The organism is Sphingobium sp. TB-6 (genome assembly GCF_012927365.1).
Classification (GTDB): Bacteria; Pseudomonadota; Alphaproteobacteria; order Sphingomonadales; family Sphingomonadaceae; genus Sphingobium.
The window spans coordinates 95760-122662 of record NZ_JABBGL010000007.1 but is presented as its reverse complement, the minus strand read 5'-3'; the positions used below and the strand labels follow the sequence as shown (position 1 = coordinate 122662).

Genomic DNA, 26903 nt, shown 5'->3' with positions numbered 1-26903 from the left:
GAATAAGAGGGGGCTGACATCATCGATGCGGGTTTCCGCTAAAGTGATTTCAAGCCAGATGGCAACATCTGGCGGCTCGGAAATCACGGGCAACATGCTGGCCCCGAAAGGGGCCAGCCGCGGGGCGGCTTTGCGCTGCCCTGATCTTGCACGATGCAGATAAGGCGCCTCAAACTTTCCGGCTTCAAGAGCTTCGTCGACCCGACGGAACTGCGCATCGAACCCGGCCTCACCGGCATTGTCGGGCCGAATGGCTGCGGCAAGTCGAACCTGCTCGAAGCGATCCGCTGGGTCATGGGCGAATCCAGCGCCAAGTCGATGCGCGGCGGCGGCATGGAGGATGTGATCTTCGCGGGCACCTCCACCCGCCCCCAGCGCGATTTCGCTGAAGTCTCGTTGCTCACCATCCAGGAACAGGGCGAACTGTTCAACGCGGTCGAAGTCGCGGCTGACGGCGAGTTGGAAGTCACCCGCCGCATCGAACGCGGCGCGGGCAGCGCCTACAGAGCCAATGGCCGCGACGTCCGCGCCAAGGACGTGTCGCTGATCTTCGCGGATGCCGCCACCGGGCCACATAGTCCAGCTCTGGTCAGCCAGGGCCGCATCGCCGCCGTCATCGCCGCCCGCCCGCAGGAACGCCGCGCCATGCTGGAGGAAGCGGCGGGCATTTCCGGCCTCCACGTCCGCCGCAAGGATGCCGAGCAGAAGCTGCGCGCCGCCGAAGCCAACCTCATGCGGCTGGACGAAATCCTATCGGACATGGACGCCCGCGCCAACAGCCTGCGCCGTCAGGCCAAGGCGGCAGAGCGCTATATCCGCCTGTCCGAACAGATCCGCATTGCCGAAGCGCGGGTGATTTTTGCCCGTTGGCGCGAAGCAGCCGCCAGCGCCGATGCCGCTCGCGCCGAGGCGAAGCAGGCCGAAACCGCCGTCGCCGCCGCGCAGGAAGCCCAGCAGGCTGCCGCCGTCCACGCCAATGCCGCCGTCGAAGCGCTTGCCGCAAAACGCGCCGCCGCCCAGACCGCCCGCGATGCCGCCAGCGAGGCGGGCCACAAGCTTACCGCCCTGCGCACCGAACGCGACGGCGTGGTCCGCCGCCTCCACGACCTTGCCCAGCAGGCCGCCCGTCTGGAAGAGGACCGGGAGCGGGAAGGCACGCTCGCCAATGACGCGGCCGAAGCGATCGCCCGCCTCACCGACGAAATCACCGTGCTGAAAGGCCGCATCGCGGAAACCGAAGCGATGCGCCCCGATTTCGCCGGCCGCATCGCCCGCGCCGAGGACGCCGCCCGCGACGCCGAACTCGATCTGGCGAAAGCCATGGCCAAGCAGGCTGGCGAGCAGGCGGAACTGCGCGTTGCCGACGCAGCCCTCGCCGCCGCGCGCGGCCGCCTGGACCGTGCGGTCCGCGAAGCCCAGCGCCTCGAATCCGAGGCCGCCGCCCTACCCGATGCCGCCCCGCTGGAAGAGAAGCGCACCGAAGCACTCACCGCCCAACAACAAGCCGGCGCCGACCGTGACGCAGCAGAAGCCGCGATCCGCACCGCCGAAACCACTCGCGCCGAAGCCGCCGAAGCCCGCGCCACCGCCGAAGCCGCGCTTGCCTCCGCCCGCGCCGGGCTCGCCGCGCTGGACAGCGAAGCCTCTGCCCTAAAACGGGCGGTGGAAAGCGGCACCGGCAACCGCAGCCGCGCACTCGACCAGCTCAAAGCCGCCCCCGGCTATGAACGCGCCCTGGCCGCCGCGCTGGGCGACGATCTGGAAGCCCCTATCGCCACCACAGGCAAACGCCGCTGGGCAGGCGCCGCCCCGCTCGACAGCGATCCCGCACTGCCCGCGGGCTGCACGGCGCTGTCCACCCATGTGACCGCGCCGCCGGAACTTGCCCGCCGCCTTGCGCAGGTCGCGGTCACGGACAGTGACGAAGGCCATCCCCTCGCCGTAGGCCAACGGATCGTCACCAAGGACGGCCAGCTCCGCCGCTGGGACGGCTATCTCGCCATCGAAGGCGGCGCAGCCGCCGCCGAGCGCCTGATTCGCATCAACCGCCTCGACGCCATCGCCGCCGCCCGTCCCGCCATTGAGGCCGAGGTCGATGCCGGCCGCATGGCGCAGGACTCTGCCGCCGCCTGCGAGCGCGAAGCAGCCCAGACCCTTGCCACCGGCCGTACGCAACTCTCCAATGCCGACCAGCGCCTGCGCACCGCCCTGCGCGCCGCCGACGAAGCCGCGACCGCGCTCGAACGCCTATCCGGCCGCCGCGAAGCGATTGAGGAACGGCTGGCCGAAGCCCGCGCCGACCTCGACGCCGCTGAAGCCGAACACGACAAGGCACAAGTCGCCCGCGCCGCCATGCCGGACGGAGAGGAAACCCGCACCCTCGCCACCACGCTGCAACAGGCCAGCGAAAAGGCCCGCCTTGCCGTCAGCCAGCTTCAGGCCGACCAGGCGCTGGCCGACCGCGCTCTGGCCAGCGACCGCGAACGCATGGCCGCCGCCGATGCCGAGGCCAAGGGCTGGCGCGCCCGCGCAGGCGAAGCCGCCAAGCGCATCGCCGCCATGGTCGACCGTAACGAGGCCATCGCCCAGGAACGCGCCGACATTGCGGAGCAGCCGGACCAGCTCGCCGCCGCCATCGCGACGCTTGGCGAACAAGGCGACGCACTGACCCAAGCCGCCGACACCGCCCGCCGCGAGGAAAGCGAAGCCGAAGCCGCCCTGCGCACCGCCGAGCAGCGCGCCGCCCAAGCTGGCGAAACCCTCGCCGGATGCCGCGAAGCCCGCGCCACCGCCGTCGCCCGCGCCGAAGCGGCTGACGAAAAGCGCGTCGAAACCAACCGCCTTTCGGGCGAACGCTTCGAATGCCCACCCCCGGTCCTGCCGGAGAAATTGGGCTTCGCCAGCGCCGACATCCGCATCGCACAGACCGAACAGGCCGAGCATGACCGCCTCGTTACCGAGCGCGAACGCATCGGCCCGGTCAACCTCGTCGCCGCGCAGGAACTGGAGGAACTGGAAGCGACCCAGGCCAACAGCCGCGCCGAAAGCGAGGAACTGAGCCAGGCCATCAACCGCCTGCGCGGTTCCATCGGCAGTTTGAACCGCGAGGGCCGCCAGCGCCTGCTCGCCGCGTTCGAGGCGGTGGACGGCCATTTCCGCCGCCTCTTCACCACCCTCTTCAACGGCGGCCAAGCGCATCTGGAACTGATCGACAGCGACGATCCCTTGGAAGCGGGGCTGGAGATCATGGCCCAGCCGCCGGGCAAGAAGCTGGCCGCGCTCACCCTGCTCTCTGGCGGCGAACAAGCGCTCACCGCCGTCGCGCTGATCTTCGGCCTGTTCCTGACGAACCCCGCCCCGATCTGCGTGCTGGACGAAGTCGACGCCCCGCTGGACGACGCTAATGTGGAGCGCTTCTGCGATCTGCTCGACGTGATGGTGGGGCAGACCGACACGCGCTATCTGATCGTCAGCCACAATGCGGTGACGATGGCCCGCATGCACCGCCTGTTCGGCGTGACGATGGTGGAGCGAGGGGTGAGCCGCCTCGTCTCGGTGAATTTGGGCGGGGCTGAGGCGCTGCTGGCGGCGGAGTAAAGCTACGTGCTCCTGCCTTCGCAGGAGCACCCACCATTATCCGGTTTACCCGCGCTCCATCCATCCGCGCATCCGCCGGAATAATCCCCTCTCGGCAATCGGCTCCAACATCTCGCCCGGTCCCTCGGGGTCCAGCACCTCATTGTCCGCCAGCCATGCCTGTACATCGCTCAGATCCGGCGTCACATAGGGCCGCAAGGTCCGCCCCGCCTTGTCCCGCAACTGCTCGATCGCCGCAATCAAGCCGCGCTCGGCAATCACCGCCGCCACCCGCTCGACCGGCAAATCCAGATGCTCGGCTACAAGATCGTCGCGAATCCCCCGGATCGCATCCTCCCGCCCCGCATTGGCCGGCAGCGCCGCATCGATCGTCACGTCGCATTCGGTATCCAGCCGCATCGAGCGGTTGTTCATATTGGACGACCCGACCCGCAGCACCCGATCATCGACGATCAGCACCTTGGCATGGACATAGATCGGCTCCCCTCGCGCGGTGAAAGGATGGTAGAGCCGGAAGCGCCCATATGCATCCCGCGCCTTCAACGCCTCGAACAGCCGCGCTCGCGCCGTGTCCATCGCCTGCTGCTCCAGCCAGCCATCGGCCTGATCGGGGTTCACGATGACGATTTCCGGCCCGTCTTCCTCGCCCAGCCGTGCCGCGATCGCCTCGGCAATACGGCGGGACGCGAAATACTGACTCTCCGCGTAAATATATCGTCGGGCCGACGCGATCTGGTTCACATATAGCCGCTCGATCTCGAAGAGCGGCTCCTGATCCTCCATCTCCGGGGCGGAGCGGGAAATGGCGACGTCGACATCCTCGAACTGCACCGGCAGCGCATCGGGCCAACAATCCTCCACGCCCTCGACCGGCGCGAGTTCCTCGCCGCCCGCGCCTTTCCACCGCGCCCGCGCATGGTCACCCAGCGCCGCCGCGACCGGCCCCTGCAAGGCCGTCGTCGCATCATGCCACGGCCCATAGGCCGACCCGTCCGGATGCCGCCGTCCCGGATCGTCGTCGCGGTGATGCCGCGTGTCCCAGCGGTCCGCCGTCATGTCGATCCCGCCACAAAAGGCGAAGCAATCGTCGATCACCACGATCTTCTGATGATGCGAAGCCGCCGTCGGATGATGGCTGTCCAGCTTCACGGTGATGCGCGAATTGGCCATCCACCGGACGGTGGTGAACAGGTTCGACGGCCGCACCATCGACTTCATCGCCCCCACGTCCCAGCGCAGCAGGAAGATTTCCAGCTCCGGCGTCCGTTCCACCAGCCAGCTTATGAAATCCCCGATGACCACGGGCGCGCCATCGGCCGCCTCATCCTCACGAATCAGGCTGATCGCGGCGTCGAAGTCCCAGCCGATCAGCATGATCCGCTTCTTCGCCTTCATCATCGCCGCGCGGGCGTGGCGGAAATAGGCATCCGCATCGACGATCACGCTCGCCTTCGAGGCGCGCTCGATGCGCCAGCAATCCTCTCCCGGCCGGGGGGCGCTCATGCGCTGCCTACCACCAGGCAGCCAAGGAACATCAGCAGCCCGGCAAAGCGATTGGACCGGAATTTCGCCAGGGGATCGACGCCATCCTCCTTCAAAGTCGCCACCTGCCAGCCCAGATGCGCCGCCATCGGCAGCAGCGCCAGCAACGCCAGCCCCTGCGGCCGGACCTGCCAGATCGCACTCCCCCACAACGCCAAGGCCAGCGCATAGCAAAGCGTCACCCCCCCCCGCACATGGCTGCCCATCGACAGGGCGCTCGATCCGATGCCGATCAGCGCGTCATCCTCCCGGTCCTGCAACGCATAGATGGTGTCGTAGCCCACCACCCAGAAGATGCAGCCGCCATAGAGCAATAGTCCCGGTACGGTGAGAGTCCCCGCCACCTCGGTCCACCCGACCAGCGCGGCCCAGGAAAAGACCAGCCCCAGCCATATTTGCGGCCATCCGCTAATCCGCTTCATGAAGGGATAGGCCGCCACCAGCGCCAGCGACCCAAGCGCCACGAGCTGCGCATGAAGATGCAGTTGCAGCAGCACCACCAGCCCGACCAGACAGAGCGCCGACAGCCAGGCCCAGGCGGTCTTCAGCGACACCGCCCCGCTCGCCAAAGGCCGCGAAGCCGTCCGCGCCACCTGACGGTCCAGATCGCGGTCTACGATATCGTTGAACACGCATCCGGCCCCACGCATGGCGACGCTGCCCAGCAGCAACCACAGGATCAGCGGCCAATGCGCCCAGCCCTCCCCTGCCAACGCCACCGCCCAGGCGCCCGGCCAGAACAGCAACCACCAGCCGATCGGCCGGTCGAACCGCGCCAGCAAGGCCAGAGCACGCGGAACATCGGGCAGGCGCGCAACCAAACCACGCGCTTCGCTGTCGGGGACGATCGTCTGATTCACACCAACTCCGTTCGGGCCAAAGCTTGTCGAAGCCCTCCCCTTCTCTTTAGGGAAGAACGTCGCGCCGACAAGCGCGTCCCAAATGGAAGAGACAAAATGACCGCAACCCCCGCCTGGCCGCCACAAAGCGCCCCGCGCCTCCACGTAGAGACCCCGTTGGGCGAGGGCGTCGCCGTGCCGGTCGACGGCAATCCGGCCCATTATCTCATCAGCGTGATGCGGGTGAAGGCGGACGATATCGTCCTGCTGTTCGACGGCCGCTCGGGCGAATGGGCGGCGAAAGCCCGCGACATCCGCAAACGAGACCTGGTGCTGGAGGTCATCAGCCAGACCAGGCCACCCGAAGCCGTCCCTGATTTCTGGCTCTGCTGCGCGCCGATCAAGAAGGGCCGCATCGACCTGATCGCGGAAAAGGCCTGCGAACTGGGCGTGGCGCGGCTGCAACCCGTGCTCACCCGCCGCGCCGTGGTGGACAAGCTGAACCTCGACCGCCTCCACGCCCATCTGGTCGAGGCCGCCGAACAATGCGGGCGCACCGCCCTCCCCGACCTCCATGAAATGACAAAGCTCGACGCGCTGCTCAGGGATTGGCCCGGCGACCGCTGGCTGTTCTTCGCGGACGAAACCGGCGGCGAACCGCTGGCGGATACGCTGAAAGCCCATGCCGGCCCCGCCGCTTTCCTGATCGGCCCCGAAGGCGGCTTCGACCCCGCCGAACGCGATGCGATCCGCGCCCACCCCAAATCCGTGCCCGTTTCGCTTGGCCCCCGCATCCTGCGCGCCGAAACCGCCGCCATCGCCGCGACCACGGCCTGGATGACGATAAACGGCGACTGGAAATGACCTGCTTTCGGGTTTCATTCCGCAATGGGATTGAAGCCGTCATCAACGCAGCCTATTTGAGCGCCGAACGTTGCGCCTTTGCCGCAACCGGGGGATAGATTAAGGCGGGGCATGAGCACCAGAACAGACTCAGGGGGCGACGATCCCATCATCGAGAGCCGCGACCAGTTGATCGCGGCCTTCGCCAAGGGCGCCAAGCCCAAGGATCGCTGGCGCATCGGCACCGAGCATGAGAAATTCGTCTATAGCCGCAAGGATCATCACGCCCCCAGCTATGACGAGCGGGGCGGCATCCACACGCTGCTGATCGGGCTCACCCGCTATGGCTGGAATCCGGTGTTCGAGGGCGAGAATATCATCGCCCTTTCCGGCACCGACGGCACGATCAGCCTGGAACCGGCGGGGCAGCTCGAACTGTCGGGCGCGCCGCTGGAAAATCTGCACCAGACCTGCGCGGAAACCAGCCGCCATCTGGAACAGGTGAAATATGTGGGCGACATGCTGGGCCTGGGTTTCCTGGGCCTGGGCATGTGGCCGGACAAGACGCGCGAAGAGCTGCCCATCATGCCCAAGGGCCGCTACGACATCATGCTGCGCCACATGCCGCGCGTGGGGTCGATGGGCCTCGACATGATGCTGCGCACCTGCACCATCCAGACCAACCTCGACTATGGCAGCGAGGCGGACATGGTGAAGAAGTTCCGCGTCTCCCTGGCCCTCCAGCCGCTGGCGACCGCGCTGTTCGCCAACTCCCCCTTCACGGAAGGGCGGCCCAACGGCTTCCTCTCCTACCGCAGCCATATCTGGTCGGACACCGACCCCGGCCGCACCGGCATGCTGCCCTTCGTGTTCGAGGACGGCTTCGGCTATGAACGCTATGCCGACTATGCGCTCGATGTGCCGATGTATTTCGTCTATCGCGACGGCGGCTATATCGACGCCGCGGGCCACAGCTTCCGCGATTTCCTTGAAGGCAAGCTGGCCGTCCTTCCCGGCGAAAAGCCGACGGAGAAGGATTGGGAAGACCATCTCTCCACCGCCTTCCCCGAAGTGCGGATGAAGAGCTTCCTCGAAATGCGCGGCGCGGACGGCGGCCCCTGGAACCGCATCTGCGCGCTGCCCGCTTTGTGGGTCGGCCTGCTCTATGATGAAGGCGCGCTCGACGCTGCCTGGGATCTGGTCAAGGACTGGAGCATGGAGGAACGGCAGGTTCTGCGCGATTCCGTGCCGAAACTGGCCCTCGACGCCCCCGTCGCAGGCGGGCGCAAGCTGCGCGACATAGCAGGCGAAGTCCTCAACATCGCCCGTAGCGGCCTTTCCGCCCGCGCCCGGCTCAATGCCTCAGGCGACAACGAAACCGGCTATCTCGCCCCGCTGGACGAGATCGTGGCGTCGGGCCAGACCCACGCCGAACGCCTGCTCGCCCGCTATCATGGCGAATGGCAAGGCGACCTCAGCAAAATCTACGCCGAAGAAAGCTTCTGACGATTTTATCCTTCTCCCTTGATGGGAGAAGGATAAAACGCCTTATGAATGAGGGTGTTGCGTAACGCTCACTCCGCAGGCTGAACCCCGCCTCCCTGCCGAACCTTCCGCCCCACGACCCAGGCAAAAAACCGCGGCACCGCGCCGTTCCGTTCCATCCAGTCACTATAGGCCCGATACTCCGCATCCGCCCGCAGATGCGCCTCCTCGGTCTTCGCGCGCCAAAAATAGACCGCATTGGTCACCGCCAGCAGCGCCGAGTTCCGCACGACATCGGTCAAACTTCCCGACACGCTCAGAAACGGCAGCGCGGAAAACCACCAGAAGAGATTTTTCGACAGATAGGCCGGATGCCGCGTCCAGCGATAAGGGCCGTGCGTCAAAATCCCCCGATGCGTCAGGTTGGAAAAGCGCAACCCGAAAGCCACCGTCGCCCAGGCATAGACAGCGGTCAGCAACACCAACCATCCGCCCAGAATCCATTGCAAGACGCCATGCCCCTGCGTCCAGACATCCCACTCCGCCCCGCCCGCATGATAATCGAGCGGCCCGCCATTCCCCATCAGCACGAAGGGGGGGTAGCAGATCAGCGCCGCCACCCACCCGGCCAGCAGCGGATTGGCCGTGCGGATATGCGAATCCAGCGGCTTCAACGTCAGCAAATAGCCCACGGTCGCCATACAGACGTCGATCATGAACATGACTGCGATCAGGAACCCGGCCAAAGCCACCGGATGGCTGAAGGCGTCCTCGATCCGCCATTCCACCACGCTGGCGAAATTGCCCGGCACGATCGACAGCATGAAGGCCAGGAAAAAGCCCTTCACCGCCCAGGCCCGCGCATGATGGGCGACCTCGACGCGATCCGGCACCCCCGCCGCCCCACCGATCACCCATTGGCCGAAGGCGTAACTCGCATCCTTGGGCTCGACCAGCCGCCGGTCCAGCCAGATCACATAAGGCGCCGACGCCGCCAGCAACCAGGGCGCCGCCCCCCTGAACAGATCCATGGAAAAGCGGTAATCCCCGCTCCAATACCAACGGGCAACGCAATAAAAGACCGCGATGGCGAGCCATGTCGCCCACAATCCCGCGATCTTGACGATGCTGACGTCCAGCACCGACCGCCAGGGCCGCGCCGGCGCGGTCCAGTCGATCCCGGTCGATGCGCGCCGATGCACCTTGTCGACCAGCAGCGACCACAGCACCATCGGCACGCCACAGGCCGCCACGGCGGCAAAGCCCGCATTCGGCCCATTCATCCCATAATGCCGCGCCACCAGCGTCCAAAGCCCCAATCCCACCAGCCCGGCTATGCCGACGCCGTGGCTGACGGCGGATTTCGGACAGGGATCGGCATTGTCGCTCATGCCGCCGCGTTAGCGAAAATTGGTAAACAACCCCCGAAGGTCCGGATTGGGGTGGAAGGTGGACCTTCCGTTTCCGTTTGCCCTGAGCTTGTCGAAGGGCTCTGCTGAGCGAAGGCGAAGCATGGGAGCCTCGCTCCGCTCGGCTGAGGGCTTCGACTTGCCGAAGGCAAGTTTATCCTGAGCGCCTGCCTTGGCAGGCAGACGAAGGGCTCAGCCCGAACGGATATCACGCGTCAGCAATTGGCCAAAACCCTCTTCCGGTGCCCCCGATTACCCCCCTCCGAGCACATTGATCGTGAACGCCAATATCCCCAGGTTGAACACGAACGCCGCCAGACAATGGAACAGCGCCGTCTGCCGCATCCCCCGATTCGTCACCGCCACGTCGGACGTCTGGAACGTCATCCCCAGCGTGAAGGCGAAATAGAGGAAATCCCAATAGCCCGGCTCCCGCGTATCGGGGAAATCCAGCCCGCCGCTATCCCCGCCCTTTTCGCCGGCCAGATAGAAGATATGCGCATAGTGCATCGCATAGACGAGGTTGGAAAACAGCCAGGCCAGCGCCAGCGTCCCCAGCAGCAACGCAATCACTGGCCCCTTCGGCCCGCCATGCTGGCTGACCGCGACACCCACGGCGATCAGGATCACCACCGAAACGATCGCGGTCAGCAGCAGCATCAATTGCCGGTTCGCGTCATTGTCCGCCGCCTTGCGCCGCATCGAATCCGGATCGGCGTCGAACAATGGCCATGCGGACAGAATGAACGCCAGCGCCGCGACGTCGAATCCCGCCATCACCGCCTCATGCCAGGGCAGCAGGAACCCGAACGGCGCCATGCTCGCCAGCAGGGTCAGGAACATGCCATAACGCCAGGGGAAGATTTGCGACCGGATCATGCCGCGCATCAAAGGCATAATCGGCGCCCCGCACAAGCCGCTTTATATCACCGCCGCGATCAGCCCCAGCGCCTGCGCCTCATTCGCCTCCAGATACCAGTTTTCGGGCGCGCGCGTCCGCAGCTCCTCCATCGACACCCGCGATCCCAGGATCAGGTTCGCAAAGCCTTCATTCTGGATCGCGATCGACGCCTCGATCTCATGCAGCGTCGCCTTGAGCGAGGCGATGCAGGTCGATAGCGGTCCTTCCAGATGGATGTCCCGCGTGATGATCCGCTCATGGATCATCAGCCGCGTTCCCCGCGCCAGATAGCGGTTTTCCGCGGCGAAGAAGCCCATGAAGGTCACGCCCGCCGAATAGACCGCCGTCTTGCCCAGAAACACCAGCCGCCGGTCTGGATAGAGGTCGGAATGAAAGCGGATATCCTCCCCCATCATCCGCGCAATCTCCGGATCGCCGCCCAGGGTGGCGATCTCCACCACCACCAGTCCCTGCTGCGGCGCCGACGACAGGCAGTTGCGGAAATGCAGATACATGCCGTGATCGACAATGCCCGACAGCATGATCGCGGGATATTCGAAATCCTTGGGGTCCAGCAGCGGCGCCTGCATCGACATGAAAAACGGTTCCTTTTGGCATATCCCCGCCGCTGCTCTACGCATGGGTCCGCAAATGGTGCCGTCCCCCATCGCTTTTGACTGGCGCGGCGCGGGAGAGGCCCGTAAGGAACAGATCATGACCAAAGGGCGGGGCGCATGATCGCAAAACTCAAGGGACGGCTGGACAGCACCGGCCTGGACCATGCCATCATCGATGTGGGCGGGGTCGGCTATCTGGTCGGCGCCTCCTCCCGCACGCTCGCCGCGCTGGGGCCGGTGGGGGAGGCGGTGACGATCCACACCGAAATGCTGGTGTCGGCCGATGCGATCCGCCTCGTCGGCTTCGCCCGGGCGGAGGAACGCGACTGGTTCCGCCTGCTGACCGGCGTGCAGGGCGTGGGTTCGCGGGTGGCGCTGGCCATCCTCTCCGCGCTCGAACCGGCGGAATTGCATCGCGCCGTGGCGACCGGGGACAAGGCGATGATCGCGCGGGCCAATGGCGTCGGCCCCAAGCTCGCCCAGCGCATCGCCAATGAGTTGAAGGACAAGATCGGCGCAGTGCCCATGCCCACCGGCGCGGTCGGCGGGGGATTTGCGGTCGTGCCGACCGGCGGCCATGGCGCCGATGCAATCTCCGCGCTGCAGAATCTGGGCTTCAGGCCCGCCGAAGCCAGCAGCGCCGTCGCCTCCGCCGAAGAGGAACTGGGCGAAGACGCCTCGCTTGACGCTCTGGTCCGCCTCGCTCTCAGGAAAGCGGCGAAATGAGCGAAGACCGCCTGATCTCCTCCACGCGTCGCATCGAAGATGCCGACGCCGCGTTGCGCCCCAAGTCGCTGGCCGAATTCATCGGCCAGCAGGCGGCGCGCGAAAATCTGCGCATCTTCATCGAGGCCGCCAAGGGGCGCGGCGAAGCGCTGGACCATGTGCTCTTCTTCGGCCCGCCCGGCCTGGGCAAGACGACGCTGGCGCAGATCGTCGCCCGCGAAATGGGTGTGGGGTTCCGCGCCACATCCGGTCCGGTGATCGCCAAATCGGGCGATCTGGCCGCGCTGCTCACCAATCTGGACGAGGGCGACGTCCTCTTCGTCGATGAGATTCACCGGCTCAATCCGGCTGTCGAGGAAGTGCTCTACCCCGCCATGGAGGACCGGGCGCTCGACCTGATGATCGGGGAAGGCCCCTCCGCCCGCTCGGTGCGGATCGACCTGCCGCCTTTCACCCTGGTCGGCGCGACCACGCGGCAAGGCCTGCTGACGACGCCCTTGCGCGACCGCTTCGGCATTCCGGTGCGGCTGCAATTCTACACCGTCGACGAGCTGGAACTGGTCGTGCGGCGTGCGGCGCGGCTGCTCGACCTCGCCATCACCTCCGACGGCGCGGTGGAGATCGCCCGGCGATCGCGGGGCACGCCGCGCATTTCCGGGCGGCTGCTGCGGCGGGTGCGCGATTTCGCCAATGTGGCGGGGGCGCCAGCCGTGGACGCCAGGGTGGCCGACGCCGCGCTGACCCGGCTGGAGGTCGACCATCTCGGCCTCGACCTGATGGACCGGCGCTATCTGATGATGATCGCGGACATCTACCGCGGCGGGCCGGTGGGCGTCGAAACGCTGGCGGCGGGCCTTTCCGAAGCCCGCGACACGATCGAGGAAGTGATCGAGCCTTTTCTCATCCAGCTCGGCCTGATCGCCCGTACCGCACGGGGGCGCTGCCTGAATGGGCCCGGCTGGAAGCATCTGGGGCTGAACCCGCCGTCCAATGTTCAGGATGGATTGTTCGATTAGGATAGGTCGACGGAGATGGCCGCTAGCTGCCATTGAGCGAATCCGTGTTCCTGCGAAGGCAGGAACCCAGTTCTGCCCCTGGTGGATCATCGCACCTTAGGATCTGGGCTCCTGCCTTCGCAGGAGCACGATGTGCTTCAAGAAAAGCAGCGCTAGGCAGACCGTCCCCTATCCACCCTATTTCCATCCTGAATCAATCCGCCCACACCCCAAAGCGAATCTCAGGAAATCCGCTAAAAATCATGGCCGTTACGGCTTGGCGCGGTTATAGCCTGCCGATCGGGCGAAGAAGCGCGCCGGAGACGCGCCGCGAGTGAGGAGATGCCGTTTTGAGGGCGATCGAGCGTTTTCCCAATCTGGTGACCATGTTCTTTGCCCGGGCCAGGGCGATGGGCGACGCGCCCTTCCTCTGGCGCAAGGTGGCGGGCCAATGGCAATCGCTGAGCTGGACCGAGGTCGCCCATGACATCGCCTCGCTCGCCAGCGCGTTGCAGGCGCAAGGGTTGAAACCGGGCGACCCGGTGATGCTGGTCAGCGAGAACCGGCCGGAATTCTGCATCGCGGACCTCGCCATCATGGCGGCGGGCTGCGTCACGGTGCCGACCTACACCACCAACACCACGCGCGATCACCAGCATATCCTGACCGACAGCGGCGCCCGCGCCGTCATCGTCTCCACCGCGAAGCTGGCGCAGAATCTGATGCCCGCCGTGCTGCGGTCGCAGGCGAGCTTCGTCATCGGCATGGAGCCGCTGCGGGGCGCGCAGGGCAGCGTCGCCTGCCATGTGTGGAGCGACCTGATCGCCCATTATCCCACCGACATCGACGCCTGCGCCGCCAGCCAGACGGCGGGGCGCGACGATCTGGCCTGCATCATCTACACCAGCGGCACGGGCGGCGCCCCTCGCGGGGTGATGCAGCATCATGGCTCCATCCTCTGCAATATCGAGGGGGCAGGCCGGCTGCTGGAGGAGGATTTCGGATGGGGCGAGGAGGTGTTCCTCTCCTTCCTTCCCCTCTCCCACGCCTATGAGCATAGCGGCGGCCAGTTCATGCCGATCATGCTGGCGGGGCAGATCTATTATGCGGAGGGGCTGGAAAAGCTGGCCAGCAATATCGAGGAAACGCGCCCGACCATCATGGTCGTCGTCCCCCGCCTGTTCGAAGTGCTGCGCACCCGCATCATCAAGTCGATCGAGAAGCAGGGCAAATTCCCCGCCTATCTGCTGGGTCAGGCGCTGCGCATCGCGGCGAAGGAACAGCGCGGACAGAAATCGCTGCTCGACCTGCCTATGAAGGCGCTGCTGTCCCACACGCTCAAGCCCAAGATCGCGACGCGCTTCGGCGGGCGGATGAAGGCGCTGGTGTCGGGCGGCGCCCCGCTCAACCCCGATGTCGGCCTGTTCTTCGATGCGATGGGACTGACGCTGCTCCAGGGCTATGGCCAGACCGAGGCCGGGCCGGTGATCAGTTGCAACCGCCCCCGCGCCGGGATTGCGATGGATACGGTCGGCCCGCCACTCGACGGCGTCGAAGTACGGATCGCGGAGGATGGCGAGATTCTCGTGCGCGGCGAACTGGTGATGCACGGCTATTGGCGCAATCCGGCGGAAACGGAGAAGGCGCTGCAAAATGGCTGGCTGCACACCGGCGACATTGGCGAGATCGACGCCAAGGGCCGCATCCGCATCACCGATCGCAAGAAGGATCTGATCGTCAACGACAAGGGCGACAATGTCTCGCCCCAGAAGGTGGAAGGGATACTGACGCTCCAGCCGGAGATCGGGCAGGCGATGGTCTATGGCGACCGCCGTCCGCATCTGGTGGGGCTGCTGGTGCCCGATGCCGAATGGACGCGGGAATGGGCGCAGGCGCAGGGATGCAGCGTCGACGGGATCGGCAACGATCCGGCCTATCAGGCGGCGCTGCGCGGGGCGGTCGACCGGGTGAATGACGATCTGTCCGTGATCGAGCGGGTGCGGCGCTTCATCCTGGCAGACGAACCCTTCACCATCGACAATAGCGAGATGACGCCGTCGATGAAGATCCGCCGTCATGTCATCCGCGCCCGCTATCAGGAACGGCTGGACGCGCTGTACAAGGGGTGAGCCTTATTTGCCCGGCGATCGATAGGGCGTGAAGTCCCCCAGCGCGCAATTTCCCGTCACCATGCCCGTCGTCAGGTCCGCGCTGGTCGCCATGTCGCCGCGGCAATATTGCGATCCCCAGGTCTTGATGATCAGCGTGTCGCCCCGCGACAGGCCGGAACAACTGCCGATCAGATCGTTGCGATAGACCAGCCGCCCGCTCACCCGATAGAGCAGCACGCTGTTGCTGATCGCCGTCAGATTGGCCTGCGATACGCGATTGACGCAGCTCGTCTTTTCGCCCGCCACCTTGCCGGCCAGAGCGCGTTCCAATTCGCTGGTCTGCTTTTCGGTCAGCTTGGGCGGCTCATAGCTGCCGGAGCAGCCCGCCAGCAGCAGCGGCCCCAGACATAGCCCGGAGCGCAACATCCAAGAGCGCATGACACCTCTCCTCATTCGTCCCCGCTTCCAAGACGATGGAACGGCGCGAAAACCGTCACGCCGCATCCTTGGCCGCGCGCCGTTCGGCCAGTTGCGCGACATTGCGGGCGCGCATGAAGACATTGGTCGCGCGCTCCTGCCCGATGCTGGTCGGCACCGTGGCCTCGCCCCGCGCCCGCGCCGCGTCGACCTCCGCCATACGGGCGCGCAAGGCCGCATTGTCCGGCTCCACCGTCAACGCGAAACGGCCATTGGATTGCGTATATTCATGCGCGCAATAGACCGCCGTATCGTCCGGCAAGGCCGCGAAGCGCTGCATATTGGCGAACATCTGAGCGGGCGTCCCCTCGAACAACCGGCCACAGCCCATGGCGAACAGCGTGTCCCCCACGAACAGCAGATGATCGTCCGCCAGATGATAGGCGATATGGCCGGCCGTATGAGCAGGCACCTCCAGCACCGCGGCCTGATGATGGCCGATGCGGACGCTGTCGCCCTCCCCCACCACACGGTCGAGCGTGCCGATCTTCTCAGCCTCGGCCGCCGGGCCGGTGATGGTGCAGCCGCCCCATGCCTCTGCCGCGGCTTCGATCGCCGCATTGCCGCCGACATGATCGCCATGCCAGTGCGTGTTCCAGATCTGGCCGATGGTCCAGCCCCTCAGCCTTGCCACCTCCAGCACGGGTTCCGCGACGGCGGGATCGACCGCCACCGTCTCCCCGCTGGCATCGTCGTGCAGCAGCCAGACATAATTGTCGTTGAGTACGGGGATGCGGACGACTTCCAGCATGACCTTACCAGACTCCCTTATTGGGCATGGACGCCCAGGGTTCGGCCGGTTCCAGATGCCCGTCCTGCAAGATTTCGATCGAAATATTGTCCGGCGTCCGCACGAAGGCCATGTGCCCGTCGCGCGGCGGGCGGTTGATGGTGACGCCCGCATCCATCAGCCGCTGGCAGGTCTCATAGATATTCTCGACCCGATAGGCGAGATGCCCGAAATTGCGGCCGCCGCCATAGGCCTCCGGCGGGGTGCCGTCCTCGGCTGGCCAATTATAGGTCAGTTCGACCTGCGCCTCCTCATCCCCCGGCGCGGCGAGGAAGACCAGGGTGAACCGCCCCTGCGCATTGTCGAAGCGCTTTTGTTCCTCCAGGCCCAGCAGCCGGAAAAAGGCGACCGTCCGGTCAACGTCGGTCACGCGGATCATCGTGTGCAGATATTTGGGCAATTGCTCACTCCATTCGTCGCCATAAAGCAACGGTTCATCTCTGAAATCCTAGGAACATCCCCAAGATAAGATGCGTTGGGCATGGAAGGAAGAGGGAGGCATGCATGGACCTGGCCTATCATGACAAGCTGTTGCTCGGCTGCGCGGGATTGCTGGCCCTGGGAATCGTCAGCGGCGGCTATCTGCTGGGCGACGGGCTGAAACGGGCCAAGGCGGCGGACCGCTCCGTCACCGTGCGCGGGCTGGCGGAAAAGGATGTGACCGCCGACCTCGCCACCTGGTCGATCAGCTATTCCGCCACCGGCTTCGACCTGCCTGCCGTTCGCGCCCAGATCGACAATAATACGAAGGAACTGCGCGCTTATTTCACCAGCCTCGGCTTCCGGCCCGACGCGCTGACCGCGACCGGCGCGGGGGTCAATCAATATATCAACAATGGCGTCAACACGATCACCATCACCCAGCGCATGCTGCTGCGCACGACCGATATCGCCCGCGCCCAGCGCGCCGTGGCCCAGCAGTTCGACCTGGTCCGGCGCGGCGTGACGCTGCAGGAAGGGTCGGGCATGCGCTACAGCTTCACCAGGCTCAATGACGTGAAGCCGCAAATGGTCGCCGCCGCCACCAAGGACGCTCGCGCCGCCGCCGAACAGTTCGCCCACGACAGCGGCGCCAGCGTCGGTGGCATCAAGAGCGCGACCCAGGGCTATTTCTCGATCGATGCCCGCGATGGCGAGGCCGACGGGGCGAGCGACACGCCCTATAAGAAGGTGCGCGTCGTCACGACCGTCGATTTCTACCTCAATTAAAAGGACCAAGCTTCAGTATCGGCCAATCAGTTGGCGGGTTTCGGCGCAGGCAAGCGGGAAAGATTGTCGGCGGCCGCCTTCCCCGCAGGCGACTGTGCCGCCAGCTTCACCGCGCGCTGCCAGGCGGAGCGGGCCACGTCCTCCTGATCGGTGAGGATGGCGATATTGCCCTCCTCCAGCGCGACCGAGGCATCGTCGGGCGCAAGCTGCACCGCCCGCGCAACATGCGCCTGCGCCAGCTTCAGTTCCCCCGAGCGGCGGGCCAAAGTGGCCGAGAGCAGCCAGGCGAGCGGGTCTTGCGGCACCTGCTCCAGCGCGATGTCGAGTGAATCGCGGGCGCCCTTGGCATCGTTCAGCGCCACCAGCGCGCGGGCGCGGTCCAGATGGACCTCGCCCTTCTCCACGCCGTCGGGCAGACCACGCACCAGTGCCGCATCGAAATCGTCGCGTGCCTTGGCGGCATCCCCGCCCGCCAGCGCGGCATTGCCCGCCTGCGCCCAGAGCCGCCCGCTCTGCACCATTTCTCCATTGCGTTCGGCTTCGTCGGCCCCCTGCTCGAAGGAGACGATGGCGGGCGCCCAGCGTTCGGCGCGGGCATAGGCAAAGCCCATGCAGTTGCGCGCATAGAAGCTCCCGCCGTCGATCCGCCATTGCTGCGCGAAGACGACGGCCTTGTCCGGCGCCTCGATCGCCTGATCCAGGCAGGCCTGGAATTTCGCGGCATATTTGTCCGGCACCGGGATGCGGCCATCGCTCGCCGCCGCCCGCGCCGGAGGGGCGGCGGCCGAAGCGGAGGCCGCGGCTTCCGCCTTTTCCTTCCTCTTGCGGTTCATCACCGCCTCGATCTCCGGATCATAGGCCTGCGGGGCGAGCAGCAGCAGCGGGAGCAGAAAGGGCATCAGAGGCTGTCCAACAGGCTGGCGACGGTGCGGATCAACAGGGCGATATCCGGGTCACGGGAAAGACGATGGTCGCCATCCTTAATCAGCAGCGTCTGCACATCGGATGAACGCAGCCGCTCCGCGATGCGCAGCGCCGTCTGCCACGGAACGTCGGGATCGTCCTGCCCATGCAACAGCCGCACCGGGCAATCGATCGCAATCTCCCCCTCCAGCAGCCGGAGCGATTGGCCGGATTCCCAGAAAGCAAGCGTGGTGACATAGGGATCGTCGCCATAGGAGGTCGGCTCGACGATCCGGCCCTCCGTCGCCAGCAGCGCCTTGTCCGAATCGGTAAAGCCCCATTGCGTGAAATCCGGCGCCGCCGCGATGCCGACCAGCCCCACGACCCGCTCCGGCCGCGCCAGCGCGATCAGCAGCGCCAGCCACCCGCCCATGGAAGACCCGACCAGCACGACCGGGCCCGGCGTCAGCGAATCGATCAGCAGCAGCGCATCGTCGCGCCAGCTCGCCAGCGTGCCATCCTCGAACCGGCCCTCGCTCGCGCCATTGCCGGCATAGTCGAGCCGAAGCATCGCCCGGCCCTGACCCTGCGCCCAGCCATCCAGCGCCACCGCCTTGCCGCCTTCCATGTCGGACATATAGCCGGGCAGGAAGACGATCATAGGCCCCGTTCCAGGCCGATGGCGATAGGCAAGCCGTACCCCGTCCGGGCGAGCATATAGGGCGGGCGGCGCGACATCGGGGCGTTCCATGCGATTCTCCAGTTCAGCGGCAGGAGCCTGAAAAAAGGGCCGTAAAAAGCTCTTGGCCGGGAAACCAGAAAAATAAAAATAATGCGGCTGCCGTGATTGACAGCCCTCCGGCCAGCGGCTAGTTGCGCGCTCCTACCCCGTGCCCAGATGGCGGAATTGGTAGACGCACCAGCTTCAGGTGCTGGCGATCGCAAGGTCGTGGAGGTTCGAGTCCTCTTCTGGGCACCAGAGGCCTTTCCGGCAACGTCCGGGAAGGTCCAGCAAGCGGCTGGTTTTACAGCATATTTTCAGTGAAAATCGCCAAATGGAATCCGGGCTCATCCACCCGAATCCATCGGCAGCACCATCAAAATGATGGTGTTTTTGATGGTGCCGGCAAGCCCTTTGGAGCTGGCACCATCATGGCACTGAATCACATCCAGATCACCAACGCGAAACCCAAAGACAAGGCCTACAAGGCGGCCGACTCCGATGGGCTGTACCTCGTCGTCCAGACAAACGGCACGAAACTCTGGCGCATGAACTACCGGCACCTTGGCCGGCAGAAGACGCTCTATTTCGGCGCCTGGCCCGAAGTGGGAATCGCCATGGCGCGCCAGCGGCGCGATAAGGCGCGGGAGCAGATCGCCGCCGGCCTCGATCCCACCGCCGAGAAAAGGGTCGAGAACCTCGCGCGCAAAGTGGCGGCGGACAACGCATTCAAGACGATCGCAGAAGAATGGGTGGCGAAGAATGAACGGGAGGGCCGCGCGCCGATCACGCTTGACAAGATTCGATGGCTGCTCGGCATGGCCTATCCGATGATCGGCAACCTTCCGGTCTCGAAGATATCACCGCAGGAAGTCCTGGCCGTCCTGCGCAAGGTGGAGGCGACCGGGCGCTACGAAAGTGCGCGTCGGATGCGCAGCGTACTCAGTCGGGTGTTCCGCTATGCAATCGCGACCGCTCGGGCGGATCGCGACGTCGCCGCTGACCTGCGTGGCGCGCTCATCACCCCGAAGGTCCAGCATCTTGCCGCGATCACGACGCCGAAGGAGGCTGGCGCGCTTCTGCGCGCGATTGATGGTTATACGGGTCACGAAATCACCGCGATCGCTTTGCGGCTGTCACCCCACCTGTTCGTCCGGCCGGGAGAGTTGCGCAAGGCCGAGTGGGAGGAAACATTAATCAAAATACGCAGTCGTTTTACTGCGAATTTCGTCCTTAGAAACGCCGGGCGCGCATTCGATTAACTTGAACGGAGATGTCCGATCCGAACGACGAAAGTACGCGAGATCCGTGACAATCGTGCTGACGACGTTTTTTCCCGTCAGCGGCAGCGTGCACGCGCGCGTGAATTTCGGAGCGCCGTTCTTCGACACATGCTCCATCACGACGATGATATTTTTGACGCCAGCGACAAGGTCCATCGCGCCGCCCATGCCCTTTACCATCTTGCCTGGGACCGTCCAGTTGGCGATATCGCCGTTTTCTGCGACCTCCATCGCCCCCAAAACGGCAAGGTCGATATGCCCCCCACGGATCATCGCGAAACTGTCAGCCGATGAAAAGTAAGAGGTGCCGGGGAGTTCGGACACGGTTTGCTTTCCGGCGTTGATAAGATCCGCATCCTCTTCGCCTTCATATGGGAACGGCCCGATGCCGAGCATCCCGTTTTCCGACTGAAGCGTGACCTGGACCCCCGATGGAATATGGTTCGCCACCAACGTCGGTATGCCGATGCCAAGATTTACGTAAAAACCGTCCTGTAATTCCCGGGCCGCACGCGCGGCCATTTCATCGCGTGTCCAGCTCATGCGGCAAGCTCCCTCTTCCGTACGGTGCGCTGCTCGATCTTTTTGTCATATGGAGCACCGAGAATTATTCGATCCACGTAGATGCCGGGAAGGTGAATTGCGTCTCCATCGATGTTTCCGACCGGCACAATTTCCTCAACCTCTGCAATGCACAATTTTCCAGCCGTGGCAGCAGGGTGGTTGAAGTTGCGCGCAGTCTTTCGAAATATGAGGTTACCCGCCTCATCCGCTTTCCAAGCCTTGATGAGGGACACGTCCGCTACGATGCTGTGCTCAAGGATATATTCCTCGCCGGCGAATTCCCTGATCTCTTTTCCTTCCGCAACCACGGTACCGACTCCCGTCTTAGTGTAAAAGCCGGGTATGCCCGCGCCGCCAGCCCGCAGCTTTTCGGCAAGAGTGCCCTGGGGACAAAGGTCCACTTCCAGTTCGCCTGCAAGATATTGCCGCTCGAACTCTTTGTTGTCCCCTATGTAGGAACAAATCATTTTTTTGACTTGCCTCGTTGCCAGCAATTTACCGATGCCCTCGCCATCGATGCCGGCGTTATTGGATACGAATGTGAGATCTTTAAAACCTGAAGCCAGGATCGCGTCCAGGAGTCGCTCCGGAATTCCACACTGCCCAAAGCCGCCGGCAGCGATCAACAGGCCGCTCTGAAGGACCCCTGACAATGCCGCCTCAGCGTCGGCATAAACCTTTTGCATAGCTATCGCCTCCTAATGAGGCCTTTTTATATTCAATCGGTTGGTTGTCAAACCGTTCTGCGATCATCGTGTAGCCACGACCTTAGCGGCTAAAGCTATGCGAGATAAAATAGAGCATAAACTGGTAGTTAGTGCTTATTAGCACCTGATCTGCGGCAGAGTGGGCCAGCTACCTTGACAACATCGGCATATACACACATTCAACCAGTTGAAATACAGTGGCCAAACGCTGACAGGAGGTTGATGGCAAGCGCGTGGCGGTTAGCCACACATGGAGACGGTCGCCTTCTGCAAGCCAGCGGAAGTGTGGTCGCGGACGCACTGCGGAGGGGAATAGGTGACAAGGCAGACTTTGCGCGACGACGTCCTCGAGATTGTTTTGCACAATGGCGCGGTCAACGCGCTTAGCCGGCCGGTCCGGGAGGCGCTGCTGGCCGGGCTGGAGGCTGCGGAAGCCAACGCAACAGTGCGGATGATCGTCATCCGAGGCGCGGGAGGTCTATTTTCTGGGGGGGCGGACATTCGAGAGTTCGCATTGGATGACATGGGCGGCCAGCCAAGTTTTCAGGACCTAGTCAATCGGGTCGAGGCCTGTACCAAGCCGGTTGTTGCCGCCATTTCAGGCGCATGCATTGGCGGAGGACTCGAACTCGCACTGGCCTGTCATTTCCGCGTGGCAGATCACTCCGCGCGACTCGGACTGCCGGAAGTCACTCTTGGCTTGCTCCCCGGCGCGGGTGGAACCCAGCGCCTGCCGCGACTGACCGGCGCGGCCCGAGCGCTCGACATGATGATCTCTGGCCAACCCGTAACCGCCGAGACTGCGTTGGTAGCAGGACTGATTGACCATCTCGTGGATGATGGGATCGAGAATATCGCACAAACGTTGGCGGCGCAGACAACGCCTGCGCTTCGCCGCACCGGCGCGCTGCCGCCGCCCGCCGATGGCGCCGAGGCCGTGGCGGCCCTTCGCGCGCGCCTGCGCCCCGATGCGTTGAGTGCCGCTCCGGCTCGCATTTGCGATTGCGTGGCCGCCATCACACCCGACTATGTTCCGGGTCTGGCGGTGGAAAAGGCCCTGTTTGCCGAGCTGCTCGCCAGCGAAACCTCGCGCGCAATGCGCCATGCCTTTTTTGGCGAACGGCAGGTGGCGCGCATCCCGGGAAATCCTGCAAAGCCCGCGACTTTGCCGATCAGACAGGTCGGTGTTCTGGGCGGCGGACTAATGGGCACAGGCATCGCCATCGCGCTGCTGAATGCCGATCTCCCAGTTACGCTTGTTGAACCGCGTGAGGACGGTCTTGCCAAGGCGGTCGCGACAATCAGCCGGACCACCCGCCGCGACGCCGAAAAGGGCCGCATTTCCACCGAGACCGCCGACGCGCGAATCGCGAGGCTGACGCCGACCAACGCCATATCGGCGCTGGGCGACGCCGATCTCGTGATCGAGGCGGTGTTCGAGGATATGGCCGTCAAGCAGCAGGTCTTTGCCGAGCTGGATCGCGTAACCCGCGCCAATACTATCCTAGGGAGCAATACCTCGACACTCGACCTCGACGCGATCGCGGGGCTGGTTGCAGATCCGGGCCGAGTGGTGGGGCTACACTTCTTTTCGCCAGCTAACATCATGCGGCTGCTGGAAGTGGTGCGAGGGCGCGATACTCGCCCCGAAGTCCTTGCCACCGCCATGTCGCTCGCAAAGCGTATCGGCAAGGTCGGCGTTGCGTCAGGAGTGTGCGATGGCTTCATCGGCAATCGCATGTTTGAAGAGTATCTGCGTCAGGTCTGTTTTCTGCTCGAAGAAGGTGCTCTCCCGCGGCAGATAGATTCGGTACTCGAGCGCTGGGGCTTTGCCATGGGGCCATGTCGTACTATGGACCTTGCCGGACAGGATATCGGCTGGGCGAGCCGTAAGCGCCGCGCTGTCGAACATCCCGACCGACCCTATTCCGGAGTGATCGACCGCATTTGCGAATTGGGCCGCTTCGGACAGAAAACGGGCAAAGGGATATATCGGTATCCCGACGGACAAACGCCGGAAATCGACCCCGAGATTGATCACCTGATCGTCGCCTACTCGGCGGAAATCGACATCGAACGCCGCGAAATCGGGGACGTGGAAATCGTAAGTCGGTGCTTGCTTGCTCTGATCAATGAGGGCGCGCGGATCGTCGGCGAGGGCATCGCTTATCGCCCGGTCGATGTCGATATGGTGTGGCTCACTGGTTATGGCTTTGCCCGCGAACGCGGTGGCCCGCTTTTTCAGGCCGACGCCATGGGGCTCGCCCAAGTGCTCGATCGCATCTCGACCTTGACTGCGGGTCGCCATGGCTGGGCATGGACCCCCGCTCCCCTGTTGACGAAGCTTGCCGCTACCGGCGGAAGCTTCGCCGATCTCAACATCTAATTCGAACCGATTTGGAGAATGCACCTTGGTTGATGTTTATCTCGTTTCAGCCGTTCATACCGCCATTGGCAGCTATGGCGGCTCGCTCAAGGATCAAAGCCCAGGCGAACTGGCCGCTGTCCCGGCGCGCGCCGCGATCGAGCGGGCGGGTATCGATCCCAGCCAAATCGGCCGCGTCACGCTTGGTTCAGTTCTCTAGACCGAGCCGCGCGACGCATATGTCGCGCGCATCGCCGCCATCACGGCTGGCGTTCCGCAAGAAGTGCCCGCGTTCACCGTCAACCGGCTATGTGCTTCTGGCCTGCAGGCGATCATCTCGGCCGCCCACACCATCATTGCCGGCGATTGCGACGTCGCGCTGGCGGGCGGGGTCGATGTGATGAGCCGCGCTGCCTTCTTCGCGCCGGCGGTGCGCTGGGGCCAGCGTATGGGAGACGCCGCTCTGATCGATGAGTTGACCGGCGCTCTGTCCGATCCCTTTCACCAATACCACATGGGTGTAACCGCCGAAAACGTCGCCAAGCGCTACGGCATAAGCCGGGAAGATCAGGATGCTCTGGCGCTCGAAAGCCAGACTCGGGCAGCCCGCGCAATCGAGGAGGGCCGCTTCAAGGATCAGATTGTGGCGGTCGAGATCAAAGGCCGAAAAGGCACGGTCAACTTCGACACCGACGAGTATGTTCGCCGGGATGCGAAGCTGTCAGATTTCACTAGCCTCAGGCCAGCATTCCAGAAAGAGCACGGCACAGTGACGGCGGGCAATGCCTCCGGCATCAACGACGGTGCGGCGGCGGTAGTCCTCGCCAGCGGAGAAGCGGTAAGGGCTCATGGTCTGACCCCATTGGCCCGGCTGGTTGCCTATGGTTATGCCGGGGTAGATCCCGCATATATGGGAATCGGCCCGGTGCCGGCCACGCACAATGCATTGGCACGCGCGGGCCTCTCGGTGAACGATCTCGATGTAGTCGAGGCGAACGAGGCGTTCGCTGCGCAGGCCTGCGCCGTCGCACGCGAGCTCGGCTTCGATTCGGCGAAGGTCAATCCCAACGGCAGTGGCATTGCGCTCGGCCATCCGATCGGCGGCACCGGCGCGATCATCACCACAAAGGCTGTGCACGAACTTCACCGTACCGGAGGCCGCCTGGCGCTGACCACCATGTGCATTGGCGGTGGCCAAGGAATGTCGGCAATTTGGGAACGCACCTGACCCCAACGCACCCGATCATCCTTTCTGATAGCTATGGGATTGCCATGACGTTTGAACCACCTCTTACCGAACAGCGCTTCGTTCTTGACCACGTCGCAGGGTTCCCAGCGCTCGCCGCGCACGAGCAGTTCAGCACGGCTGATGCCAAGATGACCGACGCCATTCTTGAAGGTGCCGGCGCGCTGGCCGCAGGCAAATGGGCACCGCTAAATCGGCTTGGCGACACGGTGGGTGCCCAATGGTCGGATGGCTCAGTTGCGATGCCGGGAGGCTTTCACGACGCATATCATAGCTATGTTAATGGCGGGTGGGGCACGCTGACTGCACCGCACGAGTTTGGCGGGCAGGGCCTGCCGACTGCGCTCGGCATGGCCGTTTCGGAGAGCCTGGGTGCCGCCAACCTTCCCTCTCGCTTTGTCCGATGCTAACCGCCGGCGTGATCGAGGCGTTGGTGCACCACGGATCGCCGGAGCAACAGGAGGTCTACCTGCCGAAGCTAGGTTTCAGGGGAATGGGCCGGGCACCATGAACCTGACCGAACCGCAGGCGGGAAGCGACGTAGGCGCGCTACGCACGACCGCAACGCCAGCCGGAGACGGCGGTTGGCGAATTAAGGGCACCAAAATCTTTATCACCTTCGGTGAGCATGACCTGACCGATAACATTATTCACCTTGTCCTCGCCCGCACGCCCGGCGCCCCAACGGGCACCAAGGGCATTTCTTTGTTTCTCGTGCCCAAGGTGCTTTCCGACGGCACCCGCAACGATCTGCGTTGCGCGTCGATCGAACACAAACTCGGAATTCACGCCTCGCCTACATGTGTGATGATCTATGGCGATCATGACGAATGCCAGGGGTGGTTGATCGGTGAGGAGGGGGCTGGCATGCGCGCCATGTTCACGATGATGAACAACGCCCGCATCAATGTGGGTCTTCAGGGCGTGTCGGTAGCCGAACGCGCGACGCAGGCTGCGTTTGCATATGCGCGCGAGCGGGTGCAATCGGCACGCGTCAGCAGCGGCTCGCCCACGCCTGTGACAATTATCGAGCATCCCCATGTGCGCCGCATGCGCGCGCAAACAGAGGCTATCCGCGCCCTGCTTTATGCGTCGGCAGCGGAAATGGATCGCACGCGTCTGGGCATCACTGGCATCCAGGCGGCGGATCTCGTCGGTCGCAAGCTAACCGGAAATAACGGTGCAGCGATGAAAGCCCTCGTCGCCGATGTGCAAACCGAAGCGCAGGACCTGGGCTTGATCCGACTGGCCAGTAAGGTTGCCGACTTGGCCCAATGGTTACTCGCCGCGCCGATCTACGACCGTCTGGCCGCCAGCGCGCCCTTTCTCACGATGACGTCGGTAATGGTCTGCGCCTGGCTTATGGAGCGACAGAACAGGGCGGCAGCGCAAAGTGCATCCGACAATGGCCGGACACCTTTCCTGCGATCCAAGCTGGCTACCACGCAATGGTATCTTGCCCATATCGTTCCCGAGGCGCTGGGTCTCAACGCGCAAGTTCGAGCGGGAGCGACCTGTCTGTATGAATTTGAGTAATAGATGTCCGGCACCGGCACCGCTGTCCCATAAGCGT

General features: G+C 64.4%; 21 protein-coding genes, 1 tRNA gene and 2 pseudogenes. 12 read left to right on the top strand and 12 right to left on the bottom strand.

The features are described from left to right. Positions 1-153: 153 nt before the first annotated feature. Positions 154-3597 carry a chromosome segregation protein SMC gene (gene smc, locus HHL26_RS11745; RefSeq protein ID WP_066553135.1) on the top strand — a complete coding sequence of 1148 codons (3444 nt, stop codon included), beginning with the start codon at positions 154-156 and terminating at the stop codon, positions 3595-3597. A 45-nt stretch (positions 3598-3642) separates the two neighbouring features. Here smc and HHL26_RS11740 read toward each other — a convergent pair whose 3' ends face one another. Then, positions 3643-5100 carry a phospholipase D-like domain-containing protein gene (locus HHL26_RS11740; RefSeq protein ID WP_066553132.1) on the bottom strand — a complete coding sequence of 486 codons (1458 nt, stop codon included), beginning with the start codon at positions 5098-5100 and terminating at the stop codon, positions 3643-3645. Further along, complete coding sequence (gene ubiA, locus HHL26_RS11735) at positions 5097-5999, bottom strand: 4-hydroxybenzoate octaprenyltransferase (RefSeq protein ID WP_066553129.1); 903 nt, start codon at positions 5997-5999, stop codon at positions 5097-5099. The genes HHL26_RS11740 and ubiA overlap by 4 nt, the downstream gene beginning before the upstream one ends. A 96-nt stretch (positions 6000-6095) precedes the next feature. On the opposite strand from ubiA, the gene HHL26_RS11730 reads away from it, so the two are divergent. Together HHL26_RS11730 and HHL26_RS11725 are read left to right on the top strand one after the other, a co-directional pair. Next, complete coding sequence (locus HHL26_RS11730) at positions 6096-6842, top strand: 16S rRNA (uracil(1498)-N(3))-methyltransferase (RefSeq protein WP_066553126.1); 747 nt, start codon at positions 6096-6098, stop codon at positions 6840-6842. A 111-nt stretch (positions 6843-6953) separates the two neighbouring features. Beyond that, on the top strand, positions 6954-8327 hold the full coding sequence (locus HHL26_RS11725; protein ID WP_169576119.1) for a glutamate--cysteine ligase: 1374 nt from the start codon (positions 6954-6956) through the stop codon (positions 8325-8327). Positions 8328-8395: 68 nt separating this feature from the next. Here the strand turns inward: HHL26_RS11725 and HHL26_RS11720 are convergent, their stop codons facing one another. From HHL26_RS11720 to HHL26_RS11710, 3 genes are all read right to left on the bottom strand, one after another. Further along, positions 8396-9697 carry an isoprenylcysteine carboxylmethyltransferase family protein gene (locus HHL26_RS11720; protein ID WP_066553122.1) on the bottom strand — a complete coding sequence of 434 codons (1302 nt, stop codon included), beginning with the start codon at positions 9695-9697 and terminating at the stop codon, positions 8396-8398. A 270-nt stretch (positions 9698-9967) separates the two neighbouring features. Further along, entirely contained in the window at positions 9968-10594 is a 627-nt protein-coding gene (locus tag HHL26_RS11715) for a DUF1345 domain-containing protein (protein ID WP_066561234.1), read from the bottom strand. Positions 10595-10636: 42 nt separating this feature from the next. Next, positions 10637-11212: a peptidase S14 gene (locus tag HHL26_RS11710; protein WP_066553115.1), complete on the bottom strand. Its 576-nt coding sequence runs from the start codon at positions 11210-11212 to the stop codon at positions 10637-10639. Between the two features lie 138 nt (positions 11213-11350). Here HHL26_RS11710 and ruvA point away from each other — a divergent pair, with 138 nt between their 5' ends. The 3 genes from ruvA (at position 11351) to HHL26_RS11695 (ending at position 15083) form a co-directional block, all read left to right on the top strand. Continuing rightward, positions 11351-11959 (top strand): Holliday junction branch migration protein RuvA, encoded by a 609-nt coding sequence (ruvA, locus tag HHL26_RS11705; protein WP_066553114.1) that lies wholly within the window; start codon positions 11351-11353, stop codon positions 11957-11959. After that, a complete protein-coding gene (gene ruvB, locus HHL26_RS11700; protein ID WP_066553112.1) occupies positions 11956-12975 on the top strand; it encodes a Holliday junction branch migration DNA helicase RuvB in 1020 nt (339 codons plus the stop codon). Before ruvA ends, ruvB begins: the two co-directional genes overlap by 4 nt. Positions 12976-13304: 329 nt before the next feature. Continuing rightward, positions 13305-15083 carry an AMP-dependent synthetase/ligase gene (locus HHL26_RS11695; RefSeq protein WP_197672742.1) on the top strand — a complete coding sequence of 593 codons (1779 nt, stop codon included), beginning with the start codon at positions 13305-13307 and terminating at the stop codon, positions 15081-15083. A gap of 3 nt (positions 15084-15086) precedes the next feature. Here the strand turns inward: HHL26_RS11695 and HHL26_RS11690 are convergent, their stop codons facing one another. From HHL26_RS11690 to HHL26_RS11680, 3 genes are read right to left on the bottom strand one after another with little or no spacing between them, the layout of a single operon-like run. Then, positions 15087-15503, bottom strand: coding sequence for a hypothetical protein (locus HHL26_RS11690; protein ID WP_066553109.1), 417 nt, complete (start codon positions 15501-15503; stop codon positions 15087-15089). A gap of 55 nt (positions 15504-15558) precedes the next feature. Continuing rightward, a complete protein-coding gene (gene gloB, locus HHL26_RS11685) occupies positions 15559-16293 on the bottom strand; it encodes a hydroxyacylglutathione hydrolase (RefSeq protein WP_066553106.1) in 735 nt (244 codons plus the stop codon). Between the two features lie 4 nt (positions 16294-16297). Beyond that, on the bottom strand, positions 16298-16732 hold the full coding sequence (locus HHL26_RS11680) for a VOC family protein (RefSeq protein ID WP_066561228.1): 435 nt from the start codon (positions 16730-16732) through the stop codon (positions 16298-16300). Positions 16733-16836: 104 nt separating this feature from the next. Here HHL26_RS11680 and HHL26_RS11675 point away from each other — a divergent pair, with 104 nt between their 5' ends. Further along, positions 16837-17541, top strand: coding sequence for an SIMPL domain-containing protein (locus HHL26_RS11675; RefSeq protein WP_066553103.1), 705 nt, complete (start codon positions 16837-16839; stop codon positions 17539-17541). A gap of 26 nt (positions 17542-17567) precedes the next feature. Here HHL26_RS11675 and HHL26_RS11670 read toward each other — a convergent pair whose 3' ends face one another. Then, the gene (locus HHL26_RS11670) at positions 17568-18440 is read right to left on the bottom strand and encodes a tetratricopeptide repeat protein (RefSeq protein ID WP_066553100.1); all 873 of its coding nucleotides are present in this window, start codon (positions 18438-18440) and stop codon (positions 17568-17570) included. Beyond that, a complete protein-coding gene (locus tag HHL26_RS11665) occupies positions 18440-19195 on the bottom strand; it encodes an alpha/beta hydrolase (RefSeq protein ID WP_066553097.1) in 756 nt (251 codons plus the stop codon). The genes HHL26_RS11670 and HHL26_RS11665 overlap by 1 nt, the downstream gene beginning before the upstream one ends. 141 nt (positions 19196-19336) lie before the next feature. Between HHL26_RS11665 and HHL26_RS11660 the strand changes: the two genes are divergently transcribed. Beyond that, positions 19337-19423 (top strand) — tRNA-Leu (locus tag HHL26_RS11660). A gap of 62 nt (positions 19424-19485) precedes the next feature. Further along, positions 19486-20427 (top strand): integrase arm-type DNA-binding domain-containing protein, encoded by a 942-nt coding sequence (locus HHL26_RS11655; RefSeq protein WP_335339765.1) that lies wholly within the window; start codon positions 19486-19488, stop codon positions 20425-20427. Here HHL26_RS11655 and HHL26_RS11650 read toward each other — a convergent pair. Continuing rightward, the gene (locus HHL26_RS11650; RefSeq protein WP_066553095.1) at positions 20359-20991 is read right to left on the bottom strand and encodes a CoA transferase subunit B; all 633 of its coding nucleotides are present in this window, start codon (positions 20989-20991) and stop codon (positions 20359-20361) included. The two genes, HHL26_RS11655 and HHL26_RS11650, sit on opposite strands and share 69 nt — an antisense overlap. Continuing rightward, positions 20988-21698 (bottom strand): CoA transferase subunit A, encoded by a 711-nt coding sequence (locus tag HHL26_RS11645; protein ID WP_066553092.1) that lies wholly within the window; start codon positions 21696-21698, stop codon positions 20988-20990. The genes HHL26_RS11650 and HHL26_RS11645 overlap by 4 nt, the downstream gene beginning before the upstream one ends. 337 nt (positions 21699-22035) lie before the next feature. Here HHL26_RS11645 and HHL26_RS11640 point away from each other — a divergent pair, with 337 nt between their 5' ends. From HHL26_RS11640 to HHL26_RS11630, 3 genes and pseudogenes are all read left to right on the top strand, one after another. After that, positions 22036-24105, top strand: a complete 2070-nt coding sequence (locus tag HHL26_RS11640; RefSeq protein ID WP_066553089.1) for a 3-hydroxyacyl-CoA dehydrogenase NAD-binding domain-containing protein — start codon at positions 22036-22038, stop codon at positions 24103-24105. 25 nt (positions 24106-24130) lie between these two features. Further along, positions 24131-25312: pseudogene (gene bktB, locus HHL26_RS11635) on the top strand (beta-ketothiolase BktB). A 44-nt stretch (positions 25313-25356) separates the two neighbouring features. Continuing rightward, a pseudogene (locus HHL26_RS11630) lies at positions 25357-26866 on the top strand (acyl-CoA dehydrogenase). Positions 26867-26903: the final 37 nt, after the last annotated feature.

Excerpts from the sequence above, each read along its gene's own strand:
- smc (WP_066553135.1), top strand. The coding sequence starts at position 154 with ATGCAGATAAGGCGCCTCAAACTTTCCGGCTTCAAGAGCTTCGTCGAC.
- HHL26_RS11740 (WP_066553132.1), bottom strand. The coding sequence starts at position 5,100 with ATGAGCGCCCCCCGGCCGGGAGAGGATTGCTGGCGCATCGAGCGCGCC.
- HHL26_RS11730 (WP_066553126.1), top strand. The coding sequence starts at position 6,096 with ATGACCGCAACCCCCGCCTGGCCGCCACAAAGCGCCCCGCGCCTCCAC.
- HHL26_RS11725 (WP_169576119.1), top strand. The coding sequence starts at position 6,954 with ATGAGCACCAGAACAGACTCAGGGGGCGACGATCCCATCATCGAGAGC.
- HHL26_RS11720 (WP_066553122.1), bottom strand. The coding sequence starts at position 9,697 with ATGAGCGACAATGCCGATCCCTGTCCGAAATCCGCCGTCAGCCACGGC.
- HHL26_RS11715 (WP_066561234.1), bottom strand. The coding sequence starts at position 10,594 with ATGATCCGGTCGCAAATCTTCCCCTGGCGTTATGGCATGTTCCTGACC.
- HHL26_RS11710 (WP_066553115.1), bottom strand. The coding sequence starts at position 11,212 with ATGTCGATGCAGGCGCCGCTGCTGGACCCCAAGGATTTCGAATATCCC.
- ruvA (WP_066553114.1), top strand. The coding sequence starts at position 11,351 with ATGATCGCAAAACTCAAGGGACGGCTGGACAGCACCGGCCTGGACCAT.
- ruvB (WP_066553112.1), top strand. The coding sequence starts at position 11,956 with ATGAGCGAAGACCGCCTGATCTCCTCCACGCGTCGCATCGAAGATGCC.
- HHL26_RS11690 (WP_066553109.1), bottom strand. The coding sequence starts at position 15,503 with ATGCGCTCTTGGATGTTGCGCTCCGGGCTATGTCTGGGGCCGCTGCTG.
- gloB (WP_066553106.1), bottom strand. The coding sequence starts at position 16,293 with ATGCTGGAAGTCGTCCGCATCCCCGTACTCAACGACAATTATGTCTGG.
- HHL26_RS11675 (WP_066553103.1), top strand. The coding sequence starts at position 16,837 with ATGGACCTGGCCTATCATGACAAGCTGTTGCTCGGCTGCGCGGGATTG.
- HHL26_RS11670 (WP_066553100.1), bottom strand. The coding sequence starts at position 18,440 with ATGCCCTTTCTGCTCCCGCTGCTGCTGCTCGCCCCGCAGGCCTATGAT.
- HHL26_RS11665 (WP_066553097.1), bottom strand. The coding sequence starts at position 19,195 with ATGGAACGCCCCGATGTCGCGCCGCCCGCCCTATATGCTCGCCCGGAC.
- HHL26_RS11650 (WP_066553095.1), bottom strand. The coding sequence starts at position 20,991 with ATGAGCTGGACACGCGATGAAATGGCCGCGCGTGCGGCCCGGGAATTA.
- HHL26_RS11645 (WP_066553092.1), bottom strand. The coding sequence starts at position 21,698 with ATGCAAAAGGTTTATGCCGACGCTGAGGCGGCATTGTCAGGGGTCCTT.